Here is an 18,419-nt window from a genome sequence, read left to right as displayed (position 1 = left end):
TCAGCTCAACCGAAGCTTGCTAGTACGGTCGTCGTGAAATGCAACAAGGAAGCAGGACGGCTGGAGGCCGCTTTTTTGCCTTGTCAGGTTGTTGCCGGCCTCTTTTTGCCATTTCTGAAACGTGTCGTACATCACCTTCTGATCCGTCGCCACCCCACCCGCGAACTTCCCGTCGGTGTGCTGCCCCCATACCCGCTCGCGCAGATTCTTGGCCGTGGCCGCATCGTCGCTTGCGATGTTGATCTCGCTGTCCACCGCGAAGCTGCGCAGGTTGAGATTGGCGCTGCCCAGCGTGAACATGCTGTCGTCGATGATCATCAGCTTGCTGTGGATGTAGATTTCGCGGTAGCGCGCCTTGTACAGCTTGTCGCTCATGCTTTTGATGTGCTGACTGTTTCGGCTGCTGTCCTTCCCGCTCTTGTCGTAGGTCGACGTGTCCGTCCATTCCCTGAGTCTGTCCAGCTCTTTCTTCTGCGTGGTCTGCCAGTTCGTATCGAAGGTCCAAAGGCTGGCCACCAACGAGCGCATGGCGAACTGGCCCTCCAGCTCCTTGCGGGCTGCGTCGTCGCTCTTGCCGCCGCCCGCGTCCTTGTAGGCCTGGGCGATGGCGGACAGGGGCGCCGGCGGCGGGATCATCAGCGGATCCTGGGCGCGCCTTCGGGCTTCCTGCACGGCGTCGTAGCGCGCAATTTCTTCCTCCACCATCTTGGCCTGGTTCGGCATGGACGAGCCATGTCCCAGCTCCGTTACCGTGTCGTGCGTTCGCGGCACCATCTGCTGGCGCTCCGGCGTGGGGGTCACGACCATCACATGCAGCTTGGGCACATCGGTCATGGCCAGCTTTGCTTTTTCGCAACCCTTAAGATGTTCCGCACGCAGGTGCTTCAGTTGCTTGACCCAGGCCGCGTGCTGGAAGTACTGGTTCTCCACGTACAAATAGTGACGCGCGAAGCTGATCGCATGGTCATAGAGGCGGTGGATCGACTTCTCGCTGCCATCGGCGGAAGGCAGCGTGCGCAAGATCTGCGCGCTCTGGCGCGGGGCGACAAGGTTGCGGGTCAGGTTCGCGGGCGTGGCCTTGAGATCGAACTCCCGGCTGACATTGCCGCCCGCACCCTTGCCGTTCGCGTCGGCTTTGTTCCAGGCCTCGGTGAAGTTCTTGCAGACGGCCGCCAGTGCCTGTCCTTCGATGCGGCAACCGTAGTCCTGATACGGCTTGAGGCCGGGCTCCGCGTCATTCGCACCTTCCCAGCTCTGGCCGCGCCTCGGGTCGTCGAACTTGTGTACCGTGGTGTCCCAGTAGTCGGTGACCGAATTCAGGCCGAGCACATAGCCGCAGGGTTTGTCGCCCTCGTAGTCGATGACGATAGTCTTCTGGTGATGGGTCGCGAGATATTCAAAGCCGAGCCGCTCGACGCGACCCAGTCCCTTGGCGCTTGCTTCGCTTTCCAGGCTGGCCATCACGTCGCCATGAACGCCGCCGCGGGTGCGAAGCGACAGGGCCTGATGGTTTCCCGCCACGACATCTTTGTACCAACGCGAATTGAAGATCTCTCGCCGATCACGCACGGAGGGAGATGGGGGAAACAACAGACCCCGTTTGTTGCGTTCATACGGCGCCTCGGTCCTGTAGCCCGGCATGTTGTTCACCGCGGCGCTGCCAATGAAGTCGTACCACACCAGAAGACGTACCGTGACCGGCTTTGCGTTGTTGAATCTTCCCTGCGCAGCGCCCAGCAGCAGGTCACCCCAGGTGTCGCCACGTGGCCATTGTTCGGCAGTGTTGCGTGTGAGTTCCATCGCAGGATCGAAGCCCCAGCAGACGAGATCGATACTGTGCTTTGCGTTTCGAATGTCGACTGCTATCTGCTCGAACGTTTCTTCGCCGCATAGGTAGAGGCGCAGATTGTTGTGATGCAGGACCGGCGATTTCTCGTCGTCGCCCTTCTTCTCCAGAAGCCATTGCGCGCTGCCGATGGCGGTGCCCGTGGCTGCGCACAAAGGGACGACCGATTTGTGCTGGGTGTCGTGCATGGGGCGCAGGTCGCTCATGGATTGCTTTCGTCGTCACGGCGTTGGAGGTAGTGCTGCATGCGGTTGTTCGTCTCGCTGTGCGCCGCGCGATACCCGGTGGCGGCGAGCTTGTCGTCGGCGCTTTGCAGCTGCGCCTTGACGGGCAACTCGTATTCATTGCCGTTGGTGAGCTTGACCTTGTACGACGTCGTGTCGTCCTCATGCGTCTCAATGACCACCCGGCCCTGCGCATCGGTCACGCCGTCGGCCACCTTCGCTCCGTCCTTGTACAAAACATAGGGCTCGAAGCCGAGCGCCCGTCCGTCCAGGGCGTGCGACAGCAGCACGAAGCTCAGCGCTTTCTCGTTCTTGAGTTCGAGGCTTGACGCACCGCTCACCGAGCGGGTGGGCGCATTCTTCGGGCCGACCATGCTGTGAACGACGGCGTACACGATGTGCCGACCCGACGTTGCCTCTTCGATCCCCGCGGCATTGAGGCGGAGCGTGCTGCCACCGCCATTGAGCAAAAGCTCTTCCTTGGCGGTGATGGTGATCTTGTTGGCGACCTGAACGATGTTCAGCTTCGCCAGGATGTTGATGCTCTGCTTGAGCGCCTTGATGTCGATGTCTCCCCCGAACGCGAACAGCCGAATCCCTGTTTGGTAGGCGAAGAGCCGGATCGCCTGTCCAACGCTTACCAGCAAGCTCCTGGCTGCGGAAATGCTGGTGTGTCCTCCGCTGGTGAGGGCGTTGTGCTCGGCGCTGGCAATGTGGGTGGATTGCCCCGTGCTGGTTTCGATGCCCGCCGGACTGGCCAGCACGAGGTGCGGCTCGGCCAGTTCGGAAAAACGGCCGTCGCCGGGCGAGCCCGAGCCCTTGACGGCGTCGTTCTGGATCTTGAGCGCTCGGGCAACCTCGTCCTGGTCGCCCGTGGAATGCGCTTCGGCCTGCTGTGCCGCCCCGGACAGGCGCTCATGCTGGTCGCGACCGATGGTCAACCGGACCACCGTCTCGCCCATGTCCTTGGCATGCCCGAATGCCTTCCCGCGCGCCTCGGTGGTGATGAGCATGCCGTCCTGCGCGCGCAGCACGCCGTGCCCATCGGTGCGCAACTCGAAGCCTTCGCCCCGCGAGTCCTTGCGTCCGGCGTTGTCCTCGATGCGCGTGATGTGCCCCAGGCTCAGCTGGCTGTGCTGGTGGTCGCTCTTGAGCTGGACCTGGATCTGTCCGGCGGTGTCGTCGAGCGTGAGGTGGTTCGAGCGTCCTGCCGCGCTATTGCCGCCGTCTTCGCTTAGCTCCCGGCTTCTGAAACCCGAGAGCGCCGACTGCCCCGGCAACGCCCACGGCGGCAGGTTCGCCTGGTTGTAGGCGCGCCCCGTGCAGATCGGCAGATCGGGGTCGCCCCCCAGAAAATCGACGATCACCTCTTGCCCGATGCGCGGGACCTGCACGCCACCGAGCTGGTTGCCAGCCCACGGGCTGCACACGCGAATCCAGCAGGTGCTGTGCTGGTCCTTCTGCCCGATTCGGTCCCACGGAAACTGCACCTTGATGCGGCCCAGTTCGTCGGTCCAGATGTTCTGCCCTGCGGGGCCGACCACGAGGGCGCACTGAGGGCCATGCGTGAAAGGCTTGGCTTGCGTGGACACCGGGCGCAGCGGTTCCGTCATCGGGTGCGCGGTGAAGTCAACCTCCACCTTCCAGCGCTGCTTTCGTCCGGCGGCGGCATCGCCGATCTGGCTGTCCTGCGCAACGTCTTCGACGAGAAGCCGCGTGTCCAGGATCAGGTATTCGGTGTTGGCTTTCTGGCGTGGGTGATTGCGCAGCATGAAGCTGCAGCCGGGCACCATGCCGCGCAGGTTGCCGCTGGCCTCAGCGCGCGCACCGTGCGTGCGCAGGGCCTGCATGCGCAACAGTGCCAGCTGGCGACCCTCGCCATGCGCGTCGTTGGCATCGTCGGCATTTGCGGCATTTGCGCCGCCAGCCCTGGGTTGTGCGTAGTGACTGCCTGCTCGGTCTGCATGCCATTGATAGACCTCGCCATCGGCCTGCCCGGTCGCACGCGGATCGCTGCGCGCCGTGCCCAGGTCGGCCCGGGGGCGCGTGTAGTCGTAGTCTCGGCTGGCGTACCTGCCGCTCGTCAGGTGATTGTGAGAAGCGAAGCTGTGGATGCATTCGGCATCGCCTTTCCAGCCGGGGGCGCGGTAGTCGATCTCTTGGTATGCGGCGCTGTCGCTTTTTCTGTACGCGCCCATGTTGTCGATGAGCACGAGGCGATGCCTGTCGCCGCTGTGCTCGAAGAAGTAGCTGATTCCCCACTCCTGGCACAGGCGACTGAAAAAATCGAAGTCGCTCTCGTTGTACTGGGTCTGGTAGTCGCGGCTGGGGTAGCTTTCGACCAGGCGCTTCTCCACGGCAAAGTCGTAGCCGCCCAGCAGTTCATCGAAGATCTGGACGACGGTCTTGTTCTGGTAGATCCTGCAGTCGGTCGTGAGTGTTGCGAGATGGAGCCACGGGCGCAGCGTGAGCACGTACTGAACGTGGCGACCTTCCTCGCCCCACATCGCCGCGTCGGTGATCAGTGCGTTGATCTGGCGCGTACCGGCACCGACTTGATCGACCGACGCACCCACGGCACCCGGCACGAACTGCCCCGCGCCGTCGAGTTGCAGGACGCACGATATTTCGCGTCCGATGAAGGCGTCGAGTTCGAAGTCGGCTGCACCGCTGGCACCGAGGTTCAGGGCATCGGGGGTCTTGAGGCGAAGCTCGTAGGCGAACAGGTTGTTGACGCCCTCGCGGCCTGACAGTCGCACGGGCTCCAACGCGGGCTGTCCAAGAACAAGAGGGATCGCAGGGGATTGAACGGACAGCGTGCGTGTCATCGGCGACCTTTTCGAATGGAGAAACTCGCGGCAGTTTGCCGAGGCAACCGGCATCGCACTGCAAACAATGGTCACCCGGGAAGCCTTCAAAAGCTCGCGCCTTTACGGCGCCGTAGTCCGTTCGCGCTAGACCTTATTGCGAATAGCCGCGGTACCCCCCCGCTCCTAGACTTTCCCCACGAGGCCTGAACGGCGCGCACTTCTGCGACGCCGACGGCCCGCCTCCGGCGGGCTCGAAGGGCCATGCGTGGGGGTCCAATGGCTTGGTTTTCGAGATGGGGATGGAAGCGCCCTGCGCGCCTTCGTGCGCGTGCGGCAGGGGCCGTCGCGCTGGCGGGCGTCACGGGCGCGCTGCTTGCGGGCCTGGCGCCCGCGGCATCGGCGCAGCAGCCCACCGCGCAAGCGGTGGCCAACGCCGAGGCGGCGGGCAGCCGCATGGAGCAGTCCCGGCTCGACGACGGCGACACCCTGCTGGCGCTCACCAGCCAGGGCGCCGTGCTCTACGGCGAAGACGCGGTCAAGCTCTCGGGCTACCAGTACTGCAGCCAGGCCGTGGCACTGGCCGAAGCCGGCGAGTTCCGCCAGAGCGTGCGCGCCGCCAGCAAGGCGCTGCACCTGGCCAACGCCACCAACGACCCCAACCTCCTGGCCATGGCCAACCGGGACCTGGCCATCGTCTACAGCTACTCGGGCCAGCTCGACAAGGCCGAGGAGTTCGCACGCGAGGCGCTGCGCCATCCGGCGCGCGACCCCAAGCTGGTGGTCGGCCCCGCGCAGAAAGTGATCGGCGACGTGCGCACGCGCCGCGGCGATTTCTCGGGCGCGGTGCTCAGCTACGACGAGGCGCTGGCCAACAGCTCGCCGCGTTATGCGCCGCTGGTGCAGGCCTCGCTGGTGAACGCGCTGATCGAGTCGGGCGACGCGGCGCGCGCGCGCCAGGTGCTGGGCACCATGGCGCCGCCGAAAGACGCACCGCTCACCGCCTTGCTCGACCGCACCCGCGCGCGCCTGCTGCTGGCCGAGAACAAGCCGGCCGAGGCGCGCGACATGTACCGCGCGCTCACCGCGCGCCAGGTCGGCACCGACACCGAGTACTACCGCCTGTGGGCGTGGGACGGCGTGGCCCGCAGCGAGCTCGCGCTGGGCCAGAAGCAGGCCGCGGCCGAGGCCGTGGGCCGCGCGCTGGGCGACGTGGACAAGGTGCGCGCGCGCTTTCGCAGCGAAGAATTCAAGATGGGCCTGTTCTCCGACCTGCAATCGGTGTTCGAGCGCGGCGTGGCCGTGTACAGCGACGCGGGCGACGCGCGCCAGGCCTTCGAGGTGAGCGAGCACAGCCGCTCGCGCGCGCTGCTCGACGCGGTGCGCGGCCGCGCGAAGATCAACGAGCAGGCCGCCACCACCATCGACCTGGCCGCGCTGCAGCGCACGCTGGCGCCCGACGAGCGCGTGGTGCAGTTCCACTCGCTGCCCGACCGCCTGGTGGTGTGGATCGTGAGCCCCACCGACATCGCCGAGAAGACGGTGGCGGTGAAGCGCGACGACCTGACCGAGCTGGTCGAGACCTTTCGCAACTCCATCGTGCGCGGCCGGCGCACGGCCATCGCCAACGCCGACAAGCTGGGCGCCGCATTGCTGGGCCCGCTCGGCCTCGCACCGGGGCAGCGTCTGGTCGTGGTGCCCCACGGCCCGCTGCACTACCTGCCGTTCCAGGCGCTGCGGCTGGACGGCCGCTACATCATCGAGACGCATCCGGTGGCGGTGGCGCCGTCGATCAGCATCGCGGTGCAGCTCGCGCAGCGCACGCCGCGTGTGAACGCCTCGCTGGTGGCCTTCGGCAACCCGCGCATCGAGGACAAGTACGACCTGCCCGGCGCCGAGACCGAGGTGAAGCAGCTCGCGCAGCTGTTCCCGCGCAACACGCTGTACATGGGCGCGGCCGCCACCAAGACCCAGTTCCGCGACGTGGCCTCGCGCTCGCCGCTGATGCACGTGGCGGCGCACGCGGAGGCCGACGCGGTCGACCCGCTGTACTCGCGCATCCTGCTGGCCAACGAGGGCGGCAAGCAGAATTTCCTGGAGGCCCACGAGATCCTCGACCTGCCGATGCAGGGCACCGCGCTGGTCACCCTGTCGGCCTGCGAGTCGGGGCTCGGGCGCATCGCGCAGGGCGACGAGGTGCTGGGCTTCACGCGCTCGTTCCTCTCGGCCGGTAGCTCCAGCCTGATCGCTTCGTTGTGGCCCGTCTCCGACGATGCCACCGCGGTGCTCATGGGCACGCTCTACGGCGAGCTCGCCAAGGGCCGCGACATCCAGAAGGCGATGCAGGCCGGCCAGCTCGCGGTGTTGAAGGACCCCAAGATGTCCCACCCCTTCTTCTGGGCGCCGTTCAACCTGATCGGCAACTGGCGCCTGACGGTGGGGGGCTGACATGTCGTTCTTTCCCTTTGGAACACCCGGTCCCCGTGTCGGGTTCGAGGTTCGCTGTTCAGGGCGGGCTCACGCCGACGCGGTCAACACAACAGCAGCAAAAGAGCAGGGTGGAGCATCGAGATGAGGACACGTGCCAGCCAACGACCCACGCCGATTGCCTTCGCAGTCACCGCACTGGTGAGTGCCGCCTTGCTGGTGGCCACCCAACGCACCCACGCGGCGGACGCGGACCCCCACACCCTGCTTCCCACGCAAGACCCCTGCGGCACTTGCAGCCGGCCGCTTGCACAGGCCCAGACCACCGATGCCGCCGCGCCGCAGACGCTTCCCACGCCGCCGCGCCCCGCCGGCATCGCGTTCAAGCTCACCGACCTGCGGCTCAACGGCGTGAAGGCGCTGAGCAACGAAGAACTGCAGTCCATCACCGCCCCCTACATCGGCCGCGACGTCACGCTCGGCGACCTCGAGGAACTGGCCAGGGCCATCACCGCGCGCTACAAGGAGCGCGGCTACTTTCTCGCGCAGGCCGTGGTGCCCGTGCAGACCGTGCGCGACGGCGTCGTCGAGATCAGCGTCATCGAAGGCCGCCTCGGCAAGGTCGACGTGGTCGTCGCGCCCGACGCGCCCCTCAGCGAGGCGCGCGTGCGCGGCTTCCTGGCGCCGCTGCAACCCGGCGAGGCCGTCAACGCGCCCGCCTACGAGCGCGCCATGCTGCTGCTGTCGGACCAGCCCGGCGTCAAGGTGTCCTCGGGCTTGCAAGAGGGCGGGCAGACCGGCACCACCGACCTGTCGGTCGAGGTCACGGCCGCGCCGCGCTGGGCCTTCACCGGCGAGGCCGACAACCACGGCACCAAGGAATCGGGGCGCTTTCGGGTGGGCGGCACCGCGCGCTGGCTCAGCCCCTTCGGCATCGGCGACAACCTCGACGCGCGTGTCATGGTCTCCAACAACAGCGCGCTGCAGTTCGGCCGCGTGTCGTACGAGGCGCCCATCGGCACCAGCGGGCTGCGCGCGGGCGTGGGGCTGTCGCGCGTCAGCTACGACCTGGGCGGGCAGTTTTCCGACCTCGAGGCGCAGGGCCGCGCCAACGTGTTCGACGTGTCGCTCAACTACCCGCTCATTCGGCAGCGCCAGCAGAACCTGTTCCTGCGCCTGAGCGCCGACAGCAAGGACCTGAACGACGAGATCCGCGCGTTCGAGTTCGACTCCAAGAAGCGCGTGCACGGCTTCGGCGTGGGCTGGACCTGGGAGCGGCGCGACGACGTGCTGGGCGGCGGCTACTGGGCCAGCTCGGGCACGCTGTACCACGGCTCGCTGTCCATCCGCGATCCGCAGAGCCTGGCCGACGACCAGGCCTTGGGCGGGCGCCACACCGAAGGCGGCTTCAGCAAGCTGAGCTTCCAGCTGTCGCGGCTGCAGGCCATCGTGCCGCGGCACTCGCTGTACCTGTCCATCGGCGGCCAGTGGGCCAGCAAGAACCTCGATGCGTCCGAAAAGCTCGCGCTCGGCGGCGCGCGCGCGGTGCGCGCCTACCCCTCGGGCGAGCTGCTGGCGGACCAGGGCGTGATCGGCACTGTCGAGTGGCGCTGGTCGGTGAACGAAGAGCTCACGCCCTTCCTGTTCTACGACGCGGCGCGCGGCCGGCTGGCGCGCCACCCCTCGCCGTTCGACGGCGAGAACTCGCACAGCCTGCGCGGCTACGGCCTGGGGCTGAGCTGGTCGCGGCCGGGCAATTTCTCGATCAACGCGACGCTGGCATGGCGCGACGGCACGCCCCGGCCCCTGACGGACGGCGCCGAGCGCGGCCCGCGGCTGTACGTCCAGCTTCAAAAGGCGTTCTGACCATGAAGCCACGCAAACTCCAAACCCCATCGTTGCGCCACCCGCTGCGCACTCAGCTGCGCCACCCGCTGCAGCTTCCGCTGCGGCCGCTGGCCCTCTCGCTCGCGTGCATGGGCATGGCGCCCGCGCTGGCGCAGGTCATCCTGCCGAGCTTCCAGCCGGGCATGTTCGCCACGCAGGGCATGGTCACGGTCAACCCCATGACCACGCTCGCGCCGCGCGGCGGCCAGGCGCTGGGCATCACGCAAGGCTCGCTGCGCGCGATCATCGACTGGAACAGCTTCTCCATCGGCGCCAAGGACGCGGTGAACATCCAGCAGAGCCTGGGCGCCTCCAGCATCCTGCTGAACCGCGTGACCGGCAACGAGCTCTCGACCATCGCCGGCCAGCTCACCGCCAACGGCCGCGTGTTCCTCATCAACCCGAACGGCGTGCTGTTCAGCCAGGGCGCGAGCGTGAACGTGGGCGGCCTGCTGGCCTCCACGCTGGGCATGACCACCAGCGACGCGAACTTTCTCGACGGCAGGACCAGCCTCACCTTCGAGCGCGTCAACACCGACACCACCACCGTGCGCAACCTGGGCGACATCACCGCCACCGGCGGGCCGGTGGTGCTGATGGGCGCCGGCGTGAGCAACGAAGCCACCGGCACCATCACCGCCGACGGCCAGGCCGTGGCGCTGGCCTCGGGGCGAAAGATCACGCTGGACATCGGGGGCGACGGCCTCACCAGCCTGAACATCCTGCCGGACTCCATGGCCACCAAGGCCGCGGTCGCCAACAGCGGCACGCTGCAGGCCAACGGCGGGCGCGTGGTGCTGGTGGGCCAGTCGACCACGGCCGGCGACCTGGTGGTGAACCAGAGCGGCACCGTGCGCGCCAATTCGCTGGGCATGAAGAACGGCGAAATCGTGCTCAGCGCGGGCAGCGTCAATGAAGTGCGCGTCGGCGGCACGCTGCAGGCCACGTCGACCGGCACCGTGGCCGGCGGCCGCATCGCGGTGAGCGCGGGCAACGTGCGCGTGGAAAACGCCACGCTCGACGCCAGCGGCGAGGCCGGCGGCGGCACGGTGCAGCTGGCGGCGCTGAACGGCCTGTCGGTGGCGCCCAGCGCCACGCTGCGCGCGAACGGCAGCGCCGGCAATGCCGCTGGCGGCGAGATCCGCATCGAAGCGGCCAGCTACGCGGCGCTGCCCGGCGTGGGCAACGAAGCGCCCCCGGCCACCGTGCTGGGCCTGCACCTGTCGGGCGCGTTGTCGGCCCAGGGCTCGGGCAGCGGCAAGGGCGGGACCATCGTCACCAGCGCGAACGCGGTCGAGGTCGGCAGCGACCTTTCCGTCTCCGCGGCAGGCGGCGCGAATGGTGGTGCCAACGGGCAGTGGACCTTGCAGTCCGAAAAGCAGATTCTCGTCACACCCGCAGCGCCGACATACGACGCCGGCGCCTACCCGAGCGCAGGCGGCGCGGCCACCAGCCAGGTGAGCGACACGGCCCTCGGCGGCGCGCTCGGCCGTTCGACCGACGTGGTGCTCAGCAGCAACGCGCGCAACGCCGAAGGCGGGCAGGAGGCGCTGGGCGTGGTGTTCGACACGTCGGCCCAGGTGGTGAAGAACGCGGGCGGCAGCGCGTCGCTGCGCGTCGACTCGGCCACCGGCATCGGCATGTCCGAGCGCTCGGCCATCCAGTCGAAGACGGGCGCGTTGAACGTCGACTTCAACGCCGACGCCTTCGGTGCGCCGCTGCCGGCCGGCGACATGCCGATCGCCAACACGTCCGGCCTGCGCACCGCCCCCATCGTGATGACCGACGCAACCATCGACACCAACGGTGGCAACGTGCGTTTCTACGGCCAGGGCGACGCGCAGAACGGCCGCGCCATCGGCTACACCGACGACACCTACTTCAACGTGCCGTACGAAAGCGCTGGCGTGCAGGTGACGGGCGGGCGCATCTCGACCTGCGCGCCGGGCGCGGCCAGCTGCGCGCTGGGCGGCACCATCAGCCTGCGCGGGCAGGGCGGCACCGTGGTGTCGAGCTCGACCTTTTCGGGCAGCACCGGCGTGCTGATCTCGAGCGCGGAAATCCTGAGCGGCAGCGGCGGCATCACCCTCGACGGCGTCGGCGGCCTGGGCGGCACGGGCGTGGCGACGGGGCAGACGTCGGACGAAGGCGGTCCGGGCGCGCGCAGCCGCATCGCATCGGCCAGCGGCGACATCACCGTGCGCGGCGCCACCCGCGGATGGACCGACGCCGACCCGGTCGCCGACTGGTCGTCGCGGGCGGCACCGGTCGGCGTGGCGGTGAACGGCACCGACATCACTACCGGCGGCAACGTGCGCATCGAAGGCAAGGGCGCCGACCTGGGCGCGCTGCTGGCCAACGACGCGTTCCGCAAGCTCTCGGCGTCGTCCAGCATCGTGGCCTCGCGGGGCGTGATCGTGGGCGATTCGAGCGTCGTGGCGGGGCAGGGCCGCCGCATCGACATCGTGGGCACCACCGGCAGCGCCGGCGTGGTGTACGACTTCAACGGCGATCCGCTGCCGCCGTCGGGCACCATCGACGAAGGTCTCACGCCCGCGGCGGTGTGGATCCGCGCGAGCGGCGCCGACCAGGGCCTGCGGGCCGAGGGCGGGCAGATCGCGGTGACCGGCGGCACCGGCGACGTGCTGCTGCAGCGCGGCGCGCAGGACGATGCCTTGCTGAGCACCGCGAGCGACAGCGGCGCCGGCGGCGCCATCACGGTCACCGGGCGCAACATCTACGCCGGCGGGCTGGCCGGCGCGACCGGCACGCTGGCCGACGCGAGCGGCGTGGGCACGGCCGGCGACGTGCGCCTGCAGGCCTCCACGCGCACCAGCGACAACACCGGCGGCATGCTGGCGGTGGGAACGGGGCTGTCGGTGCTGGCGGACAGCGCCGGTGCCACCGGCAACGGCGGCAACATCCGCCTGCTGGCGGACAACAGCCTGCGCGCGCACGGCACGCTGTCGGCGCGCGGCGGCACGGCGGGCGGCAACGGCGGCTTCATCGAGACCTCGGGCGCCAACGTGGACCTGACCGGCATCCGCGTGAACGCGGGCGCGCCGGCGGGCACTGCCGGAAGCTGGCTGGTCGATCCCTTCTCGGTGGCCATCGTGAACGGCACCGGCGGCGGCACGCTGCCGACCAACCCCTTCGACGCGCTGGCGAACTCGACCATCCAGGACGGTGACATCAACGCCGCGCTCAACGGCGGCTCCAGCGTGAAGATCACCACCGGCACGGGCGGCGTGGGCTCGGGCAGCATCACGCTGGCCAACGACGTGCTCATCGACTACACCGCGGCCGCCGGCCCGCTGAGATTCGAGCTGGTCTCGGGCAACAGCATCCAGGCCAACGGCGTGGGCACCACCATCCGTTCCTCGGGCGCGGGCGGGCCGCTCAGCGTGGTGTTCAACGCGGGCTTCAACCCCGACGGCACGCCCTCGGCGTCGACCGGCAACATCACCTACAACGGCAGCATCGACACGCGCGGCGGCAGCGTCGCCATGACCGCGCGCGGCAACGGCACGCCCACCAGCGGCCTGATCAACATGAACGGCGCGCGCGTGCAGACCGGCGGCGGCGCCGTCACGCTCTACAGCGGCCAGGCGGGCGCGCCCACGGGCTATGTCACGCTGGTCGATTCGCAGATCGACACGCGCACGGGCCAGAGCGACGCCGGCGCGGGCGGCGCGGTGCAGATCGCGGGCGGCAACGTCCGGCTGGCGGGCGTGCAGATTGCAAGCTCGAGCGGCGCCATCGACATCCGCGGCAGCTCGGCGGACTGGAACAGCGGCGTGGTCATCACCGACGGCCGCGCGGCCTCGGCGCTGTCGACCACCAGCGGCAACGTGACGGTGCAGGGCGTGGCGCGGCGCCAGGCCTCGTCGACCTTCGCCGGCTCGCACGGCGTGCTGGTGAACGGCGGCAGCAGCATCACCAGCGGCAGCGGCACCATCGCGCTGCGCGGCTACAACTTCAACAACGACGCCACGGCGCCCACCGCACCGGGAACAGGCGGCGACAGCGGCGTGCGGCTGGAGAACGGCGCGCGCATCGTCACCACGGGCGGCGGCGGCATCGAGATCACGGGCCGCTCGGCCAACAGCGGCGCGGGCGTGGCCATCGAGGCCGGCGGCTCGCCGACCGCGCCGGGCGCGCTGCCGGTGGTGCAGGGCAGCGGCAACGTCGTGCTGCGCGCGGTGAACGACGGCAGCACCGACGCCATCGTCATCGGCGCGCCGGTGAGCGCGGCGGGCGTGATCGACCTGCGCCCGGGCGGCATGGACGCCAGCTTCGCGGCCTCCGACGCGACCACCACGCCCGTGGTGCTCGGCGGCGCGGGCACGGGCGGGTTCTCGGTGTCGGGTGCCGAGTTCGCGCGGCTCAGCGCGCCCACCATCGTGGCGGGCAGCAGCACGCATGCGGCGGACATCACCGTGGCCGGCGCGCTGGCCACGCCCGGCGCGCTGACGCTGCAGAACGACGCGGGCGGCAACATCGCGGTCAACGGCGCCATCAACGCGTCGCAGGTGGGGCTGCTGTCGGCCGGCAATATCGCGCAATCGACGGCGGGCGCCATCACCGCCGGCAGCCTGCTGGCGCGCTCGCTGAAGGGCGACGTCGACCTGCGCAACCCGGCGAACAACGTGGCCACCGTGGGCGGTGGCGCCGCGGGCGGCTTCGGCTATGTGGACGCCAACGCGGTGACCATCGGCGCGCTGAGCGTCAACGGCTTCGACGCCGCCACCAACCAGGCGGCACCCACCGGCGTGGGGTCGATGGCGGCCAACACGGTGTTCGTGCGCACGCTGGCCGACGACCTCACGCTGGGCACGACGGTGGCTGGCGGCACGGGCACCGACCTGGTGGCTGCGGCGCGCTTCCAGAACCCGGGCAGCTTCGCCATCAACGGCGGCGCGTGGCGCATCTGGGCCGACACCTGGGTGGGCGAGACGCGCGGCGGCCTTGCCGGCACCGGCACGCTGCCCAACCTGTACCACTGCGCCTACCTGGGCCTGTGCACGGTGACGGTGCCCGCGGGCGGCAACCACTTCATCTACGCGCAGCAGCCGACCGCCACCGTGACCATCGACAACGCCGCGCGGCCCCAGGGCGCGCCGAACCCGTTCTTCACGTACAGCGTGAGCGGGCTGATATTGGGCGACAACGCCGCCAGCTTCAGCGGCGCGCCGGGCACCACCGCCAACTTCGGCAGCCCGCCGGGCAGCTACCCCATCGACGGCGCCTTCGCCTCGGCCGCGGGCTACGCGGTGAAGGTGGTGCCGGGCGTGCTGCGGGTGGACCCGGGCCCGGCCGTGCCGCTGTTCCGGCCGTCGGACCTGCCTTCGGTGGACGTGGTGCGCGAGCTGCCTTCGACGTACCTCTACGACCGCAACATCGGCCAGGCACCGATCTGCCTGGCGACCGGTCCGCTGGACGGCGACCGCGCTTCGCAGGCCGGCGACGTGCTGGCGCGCGAATGGTCGCGCGTGCGTTCGCGGCCCAACCTGCTGAGCTGCGTGAACACCGAGCGGCGCAACGGCTGCGCGGACTTCTGAGCCCGCGGGCTCAGCGCGCCGGCCGCGCCGCGATGACGAACAGCTGCGCCATCAGGTCGGCCAGCAGCTGCAGTTGCGGGTCTTGCGTGAGCGGTGCATGGCGGTAGGCACCCAGATGGGCGTCAACCCCGGGCTCGCCATGCCCGGGCTCGTCATGCGCGGGCCCGTCGAGCGGGCCGGCGAAGAACAGCCGCCGCAGCGCGCCGGCCAGCGCGTCGTTCTCGGCCGCGCGGGGGCGGTCGTCGATGGTGCTCTGCGCGTGGCTGCGGAGCGTGGGCGTGGCCAGGAAGGGCGCAAGCACCGCCGCGCGGATGCGCTCGCCGTGCAGCAGCGCGCCGAGCGTCATGTCGAAGGCCAGCGCCGGGCCCTCGGCCAGTGCCTCGCGCAGCAGCGGGGGCAGCGTGCGCTGGCCCCGGGGCGTGACCAGGTAGGCCACCGCGCCCCAGTTGTAGAGGCCGCGCGCGTCGAGAATTTCGATGCCGCCGATGGCATCGCGCGGCGCGCCCGCGTCGTGCGGCAGGTGCTTGCGCAGCCCCTGCCAGAGCGCCAGCAGGCCGGGTGCCGCGATGCTGGGCATGCATTCGAGGAACACCAGGTCGAAGCCTTCGAGCTGCGCGAGCGCGTCGGGCTGGCCCAGCAGCGGCGGCAGCGCGCGGCTCAGCAGCGCGTCGTCTTCCAGCACCAGGAAAAAGTCACCGGGCGGCGCGCTGTCGATGGCCCGCGCGTGCGACAGGAAGCAGGCGTGCTCGCGCGGGCTCACCGGCGCGTTGGGCGAGGCCGCGTGGGTGGGCAGGCTGTGCGTGTCGGTCGCCTCCAGGCGGCCAATGTGTTGCAGGCCGAGCGCGCGCAGCTGCACTTCCATGGCCTCGCGGCGTTCGGTGCTGGCTTGCAGGTTGATGAAGCGACCGTTCATGATGGCGGAATGACTCAGGTGGAAGCACAGGTGGGAACACAGGTGAGCGAGGCATTCTCACGCGCCGATGGCCCCGTTTGCTCGCTGCGGGGTGACGCATGACGGCGAACGACACCGCGGGGCCGTGGCTCAGCGTCGTGATGCCGTTCTATCGCAAGCTCGCGGAGTTCGAGCGCGTCGTGGTGCTCAACGCGCCGTACTGGTCGCGCCCCGGCATCGAGGTGGTGATCGCGCTCGACGACGCGGCCGACGAGCCCGACCTGCAGCGCCTGCTCGCGCGCTTTCCCGCGGTGTGCTGGACGCTGCTGGTCAACGACCGCGCGCACGCATGGCGCCCGCCGAGCTGCGCGATCAACGCGGGCGTTCGCCACAGCGCGGGGCGCTTCGTGTTCGTGCACTCGCCCGAGTCGGCCTATGTGGACGACGCGCCGGCCCTCGCGCTGCATGCGGCCATGCAGGGCGAGCGCGGCGTGGCGGTCGGCCGCGTCGGCTTCGCGCGGTTCGATGCGCTGCAGGCGGCACCGCAGCACGCATCGGACGCCGCGCTGGCCGCCCTGTTCGCGCAAGCGGTGCCCGACGCCCTGTACCTGCGCACCTTCTACGGCTCCCTGTGCTGCGCGCGCGAAGCCTTCGACGCGGTCGGCGGCTACGACGAGTCTCTGGCGCAGTGGGGCGGGGACGACGACAACTTTCGCGTGCGCCTGGAGATGGCCGGCTGGCAGCTGCAGGCCTGCGCCGAGCTGAAGCTGCTGCACCTGTCCTTCGAGGCGCGAGACGGCAGCGAGCAGTTCGACCCGGACAACGACTGGGCGCGTTGCACGCCGGCGAGCGCGCGGGCCAATGAAGCGGGCAGTGAAAAAATTGGACAGACCGGCCGCGCGTGGGGCTTCGACTTCACGCGCATCGCCCGCAAGGACACGGCGTTGCCGCAGCCCACATTCCACGAGGTGGTTCACGATGCACCCCACGGCGCATCTCGTTCCGCACCGCCCTGGCTGCGCCCCGCAACTGTGTTCGCGATGGGCTCGCGCCTGCAGTGCGAGATCTGCGCGCGCATGGTCCACCATGAGCCGGTGCCGCATTTCCATTGCCCGCGCTGCAGCAAGCCCGCGCCGCAGCGCCTGACCGCGCGGCCGCGCATCGTCTGCGTGATGCAGCTGCGCAACGAGGCGCAGTTGCTCGAGGGCTGCCTGTCGCACCTGCGCCCCTACGTCGACGGCTTCGTGCTGCTCGACGACGGCTCGAGCGACGACACCGCGCAGATCGCGCGGCGCGAGCCCAAGCTGCTGGAGCTGCTGTCGAACCCGCCGGTGCAGCCGCATGCATGGAACGAGCGCGAGAACCGCCGCCGCGTGCTCGAAAGCGCCCGCGCGCACGGTGCCGGCTGGGTGCTGTCGTGCGATGCGGACGAGCGCTACGAGACGCTCTTTCTGCACAACCTGCAGCACATCGTCGATTCGCTGTCCGAGGCGCAGCTGTCTTGCCTGTCGCTCGCGATGCGCGAGCTGTGGGACGCGCCCGACCGTTTCCGCGTCGACGGCCCGTGGGAGCACAAGTCGCGCGCCTGCCTGTTCCGGCTGCCGCAGGAAATTGGCTTCGCGAACGCGCCCGCGCTGCATGGGCCGTGGTACCCCGACGCGGTGGCGCGCCACGGCGTGATGTACCGCAGCTACTACCGGCTGTACCACCTGAAGATGATCCGGCGCGAAGACCGCGTCGCGCGGCGCGACCTGTACCGGCGGCTGGACCCCGAGGGCCGCCTCCAGCCCATGGGCTACGACTACCTGGCCGAGGAAGGGCCGGCGCTGCGGCTCGCGGCGGTGGCGCCGGGGCGCGGCTACGCGCTGGAGAGCCTGCCGCGGGAGCTGGCGGCGCTGCTTCAGGGCGACCCCGTGGAAGGCCCCGCGACAGCCTCGGTGGCCGAGCCCGTGGATGGCCCAACAGAGGGCCCCGCGGACGCCACCAGCGACCGCGCGAAGTCGCCGCGGTAGGTGCGCGTGCCGGTGTGGGTCAGGCGCGAGCGGGTGTCGACGAACACCTGCCCGCCGACGGACTGCCAGCGCCGGCAGAAGGCGAAGTCTTCGCTCAGGTAGCGGCCGTTGCCGGGCTCGGCCCACACGTCGAAGAAGCGGTAGTGCGCCTGCGCGGCGGCGGCCGCATCGTCCATGTGGTCGGGCGTGTAGCGCAGCTCGGGCATGGCCTGCGCGAGCCGGGTGAACACGCCGCGCTCGATCAGCATGAAGCCGGTGGGCGCGTCGAGCACTTCGGCGAATCCGTCGGCGTCCACGCGGGGAGCCTTCAGGTTCACCGGGAACACCGCGTGGCGCGCCTCGAAGTCCTCGCGCGTGCTGCCCGCGGGCAGCGCCTGCGCCAGGCCCTCGCGCGGCCAGCCGTCGCTCTTGTGCGGGTACACGCCGGCCACCACCGGCCGGCCGGCCAGCAGCAGGCGCAATGCGGCCTCGGGCTCGAAGCCGATGTCGGCGTCGATCCAGAACAGGTGCGTCCAGCGCTCGTCTGCCATGAACTCCGCCACCAGCCGGTTGCGCGCGCGCGGGATCAGGCTGTCGCCGTCGAGGAAGCGCGTCTGCATCGCGAAGCCGTGGCGCCACGCCAGGTTGACCAGCCCGAGCAGGCTGCGCACGTAGTCGCTGGTGAGCTGGCCGGTGTAGCTGGGCGTGGCGATGAAGGGGCGGATGTGCTGCAGGGCGTCGAGAGGGAGCATGGGCGGTTGGGGGTGTCTCTGTGTCGCGCGAG

Annotated in this window: 8 protein-coding genes; 4 read left to right on the top strand and 4 right to left on the bottom strand. The window is 69.7% G+C overall.

What is annotated here, in order from left to right; translation table 11 throughout:
• Window positions 1-2,052 carry a phospholipase D-like domain-containing protein gene (locus QTI51_RS31155; RefSeq protein ID WP_286517183.1) on the bottom strand — a complete coding sequence of 684 codons (2,052 nt, stop codon included), beginning with the start codon at window positions 2,050-2,052 and terminating at the stop codon, window positions 1-3.
• A complete protein-coding gene (locus tag QTI51_RS31150) occupies window positions 2,049-4,898 on the bottom strand; it encodes a type VI secretion system Vgr family protein (protein WP_286517184.1) in 2,850 nt (949 codons plus the stop codon). Before QTI51_RS31150 ends, QTI51_RS31155 begins: the two co-directional genes overlap by 4 nt.
• A gap of 258 nt (window positions 4,899-5,156) precedes the next feature.
• Between QTI51_RS31150 and QTI51_RS31145 the strand changes: the two genes are divergently transcribed.
• From QTI51_RS31145 to QTI51_RS31135, 3 genes are all read left to right on the top strand, one after another.
• Window positions 5,157-7,325, top strand: coding sequence for a CHAT domain-containing protein (locus QTI51_RS31145; protein ID WP_116912366.1), 2,169 nt, complete (start codon window positions 5,157-5,159; stop codon window positions 7,323-7,325).
• Between the two features lie 123 nt (window positions 7,326-7,448).
• Window positions 7,449-9,170 carry a ShlB/FhaC/HecB family hemolysin secretion/activation protein gene (locus tag QTI51_RS31140; RefSeq protein ID WP_286517185.1) on the top strand — a complete coding sequence of 574 codons (1,722 nt, stop codon included), beginning with the start codon at window positions 7,449-7,451 and terminating at the stop codon, window positions 9,168-9,170.
• A 2-nt stretch (window positions 9,171-9,172) separates the two neighbouring features.
• A complete protein-coding gene (locus QTI51_RS31135) occupies window positions 9,173-14,752 on the top strand; it encodes a two-partner secretion domain-containing protein (RefSeq protein ID WP_286517186.1) in 5,580 nt (1,859 codons plus the stop codon).
• 10 nt (window positions 14,753-14,762) lie between these two features.
• On the opposite strand, the gene QTI51_RS31130 is transcribed toward QTI51_RS31135, so the two are convergent.
• On the bottom strand, window positions 14,763-15,665 hold the full coding sequence (locus QTI51_RS31130) for a glycosyltransferase family 25 protein (RefSeq protein WP_286517187.1): 903 nt from the start codon (window positions 15,663-15,665) through the stop codon (window positions 14,763-14,765).
• 98 nt (window positions 15,666-15,763) lie between these two features.
• On the opposite strand from QTI51_RS31130, the gene QTI51_RS31125 reads away from it, so the two are divergent.
• A complete protein-coding gene (locus QTI51_RS31125) occupies window positions 15,764-17,656 on the top strand; it encodes a glycosyltransferase family 2 protein (protein ID WP_286517188.1) in 1,893 nt (630 codons plus the stop codon).
• Here QTI51_RS31125 and QTI51_RS31120 read toward each other — a convergent pair.
• Window positions 17,545-18,387, bottom strand: a complete 843-nt coding sequence (locus QTI51_RS31120; protein ID WP_286517189.1) for a hypothetical protein — start codon at window positions 18,385-18,387, stop codon at window positions 17,545-17,547. The genes QTI51_RS31125 and QTI51_RS31120 overlap by 112 nt on opposite strands.
• Window positions 18,388-18,419: the final 32 nt, after the last annotated feature.

The organism is Variovorax sp. J22G73, assembly GCF_030317035.1.
GTDB lineage: Bacteria > Pseudomonadota > Gammaproteobacteria > Burkholderiales > Burkholderiaceae_C > Variovorax.
The sequence above is the reverse complement of the archived record's forward strand: the minus strand, read 5'-3'. Positions and strand labels throughout refer to the sequence as shown.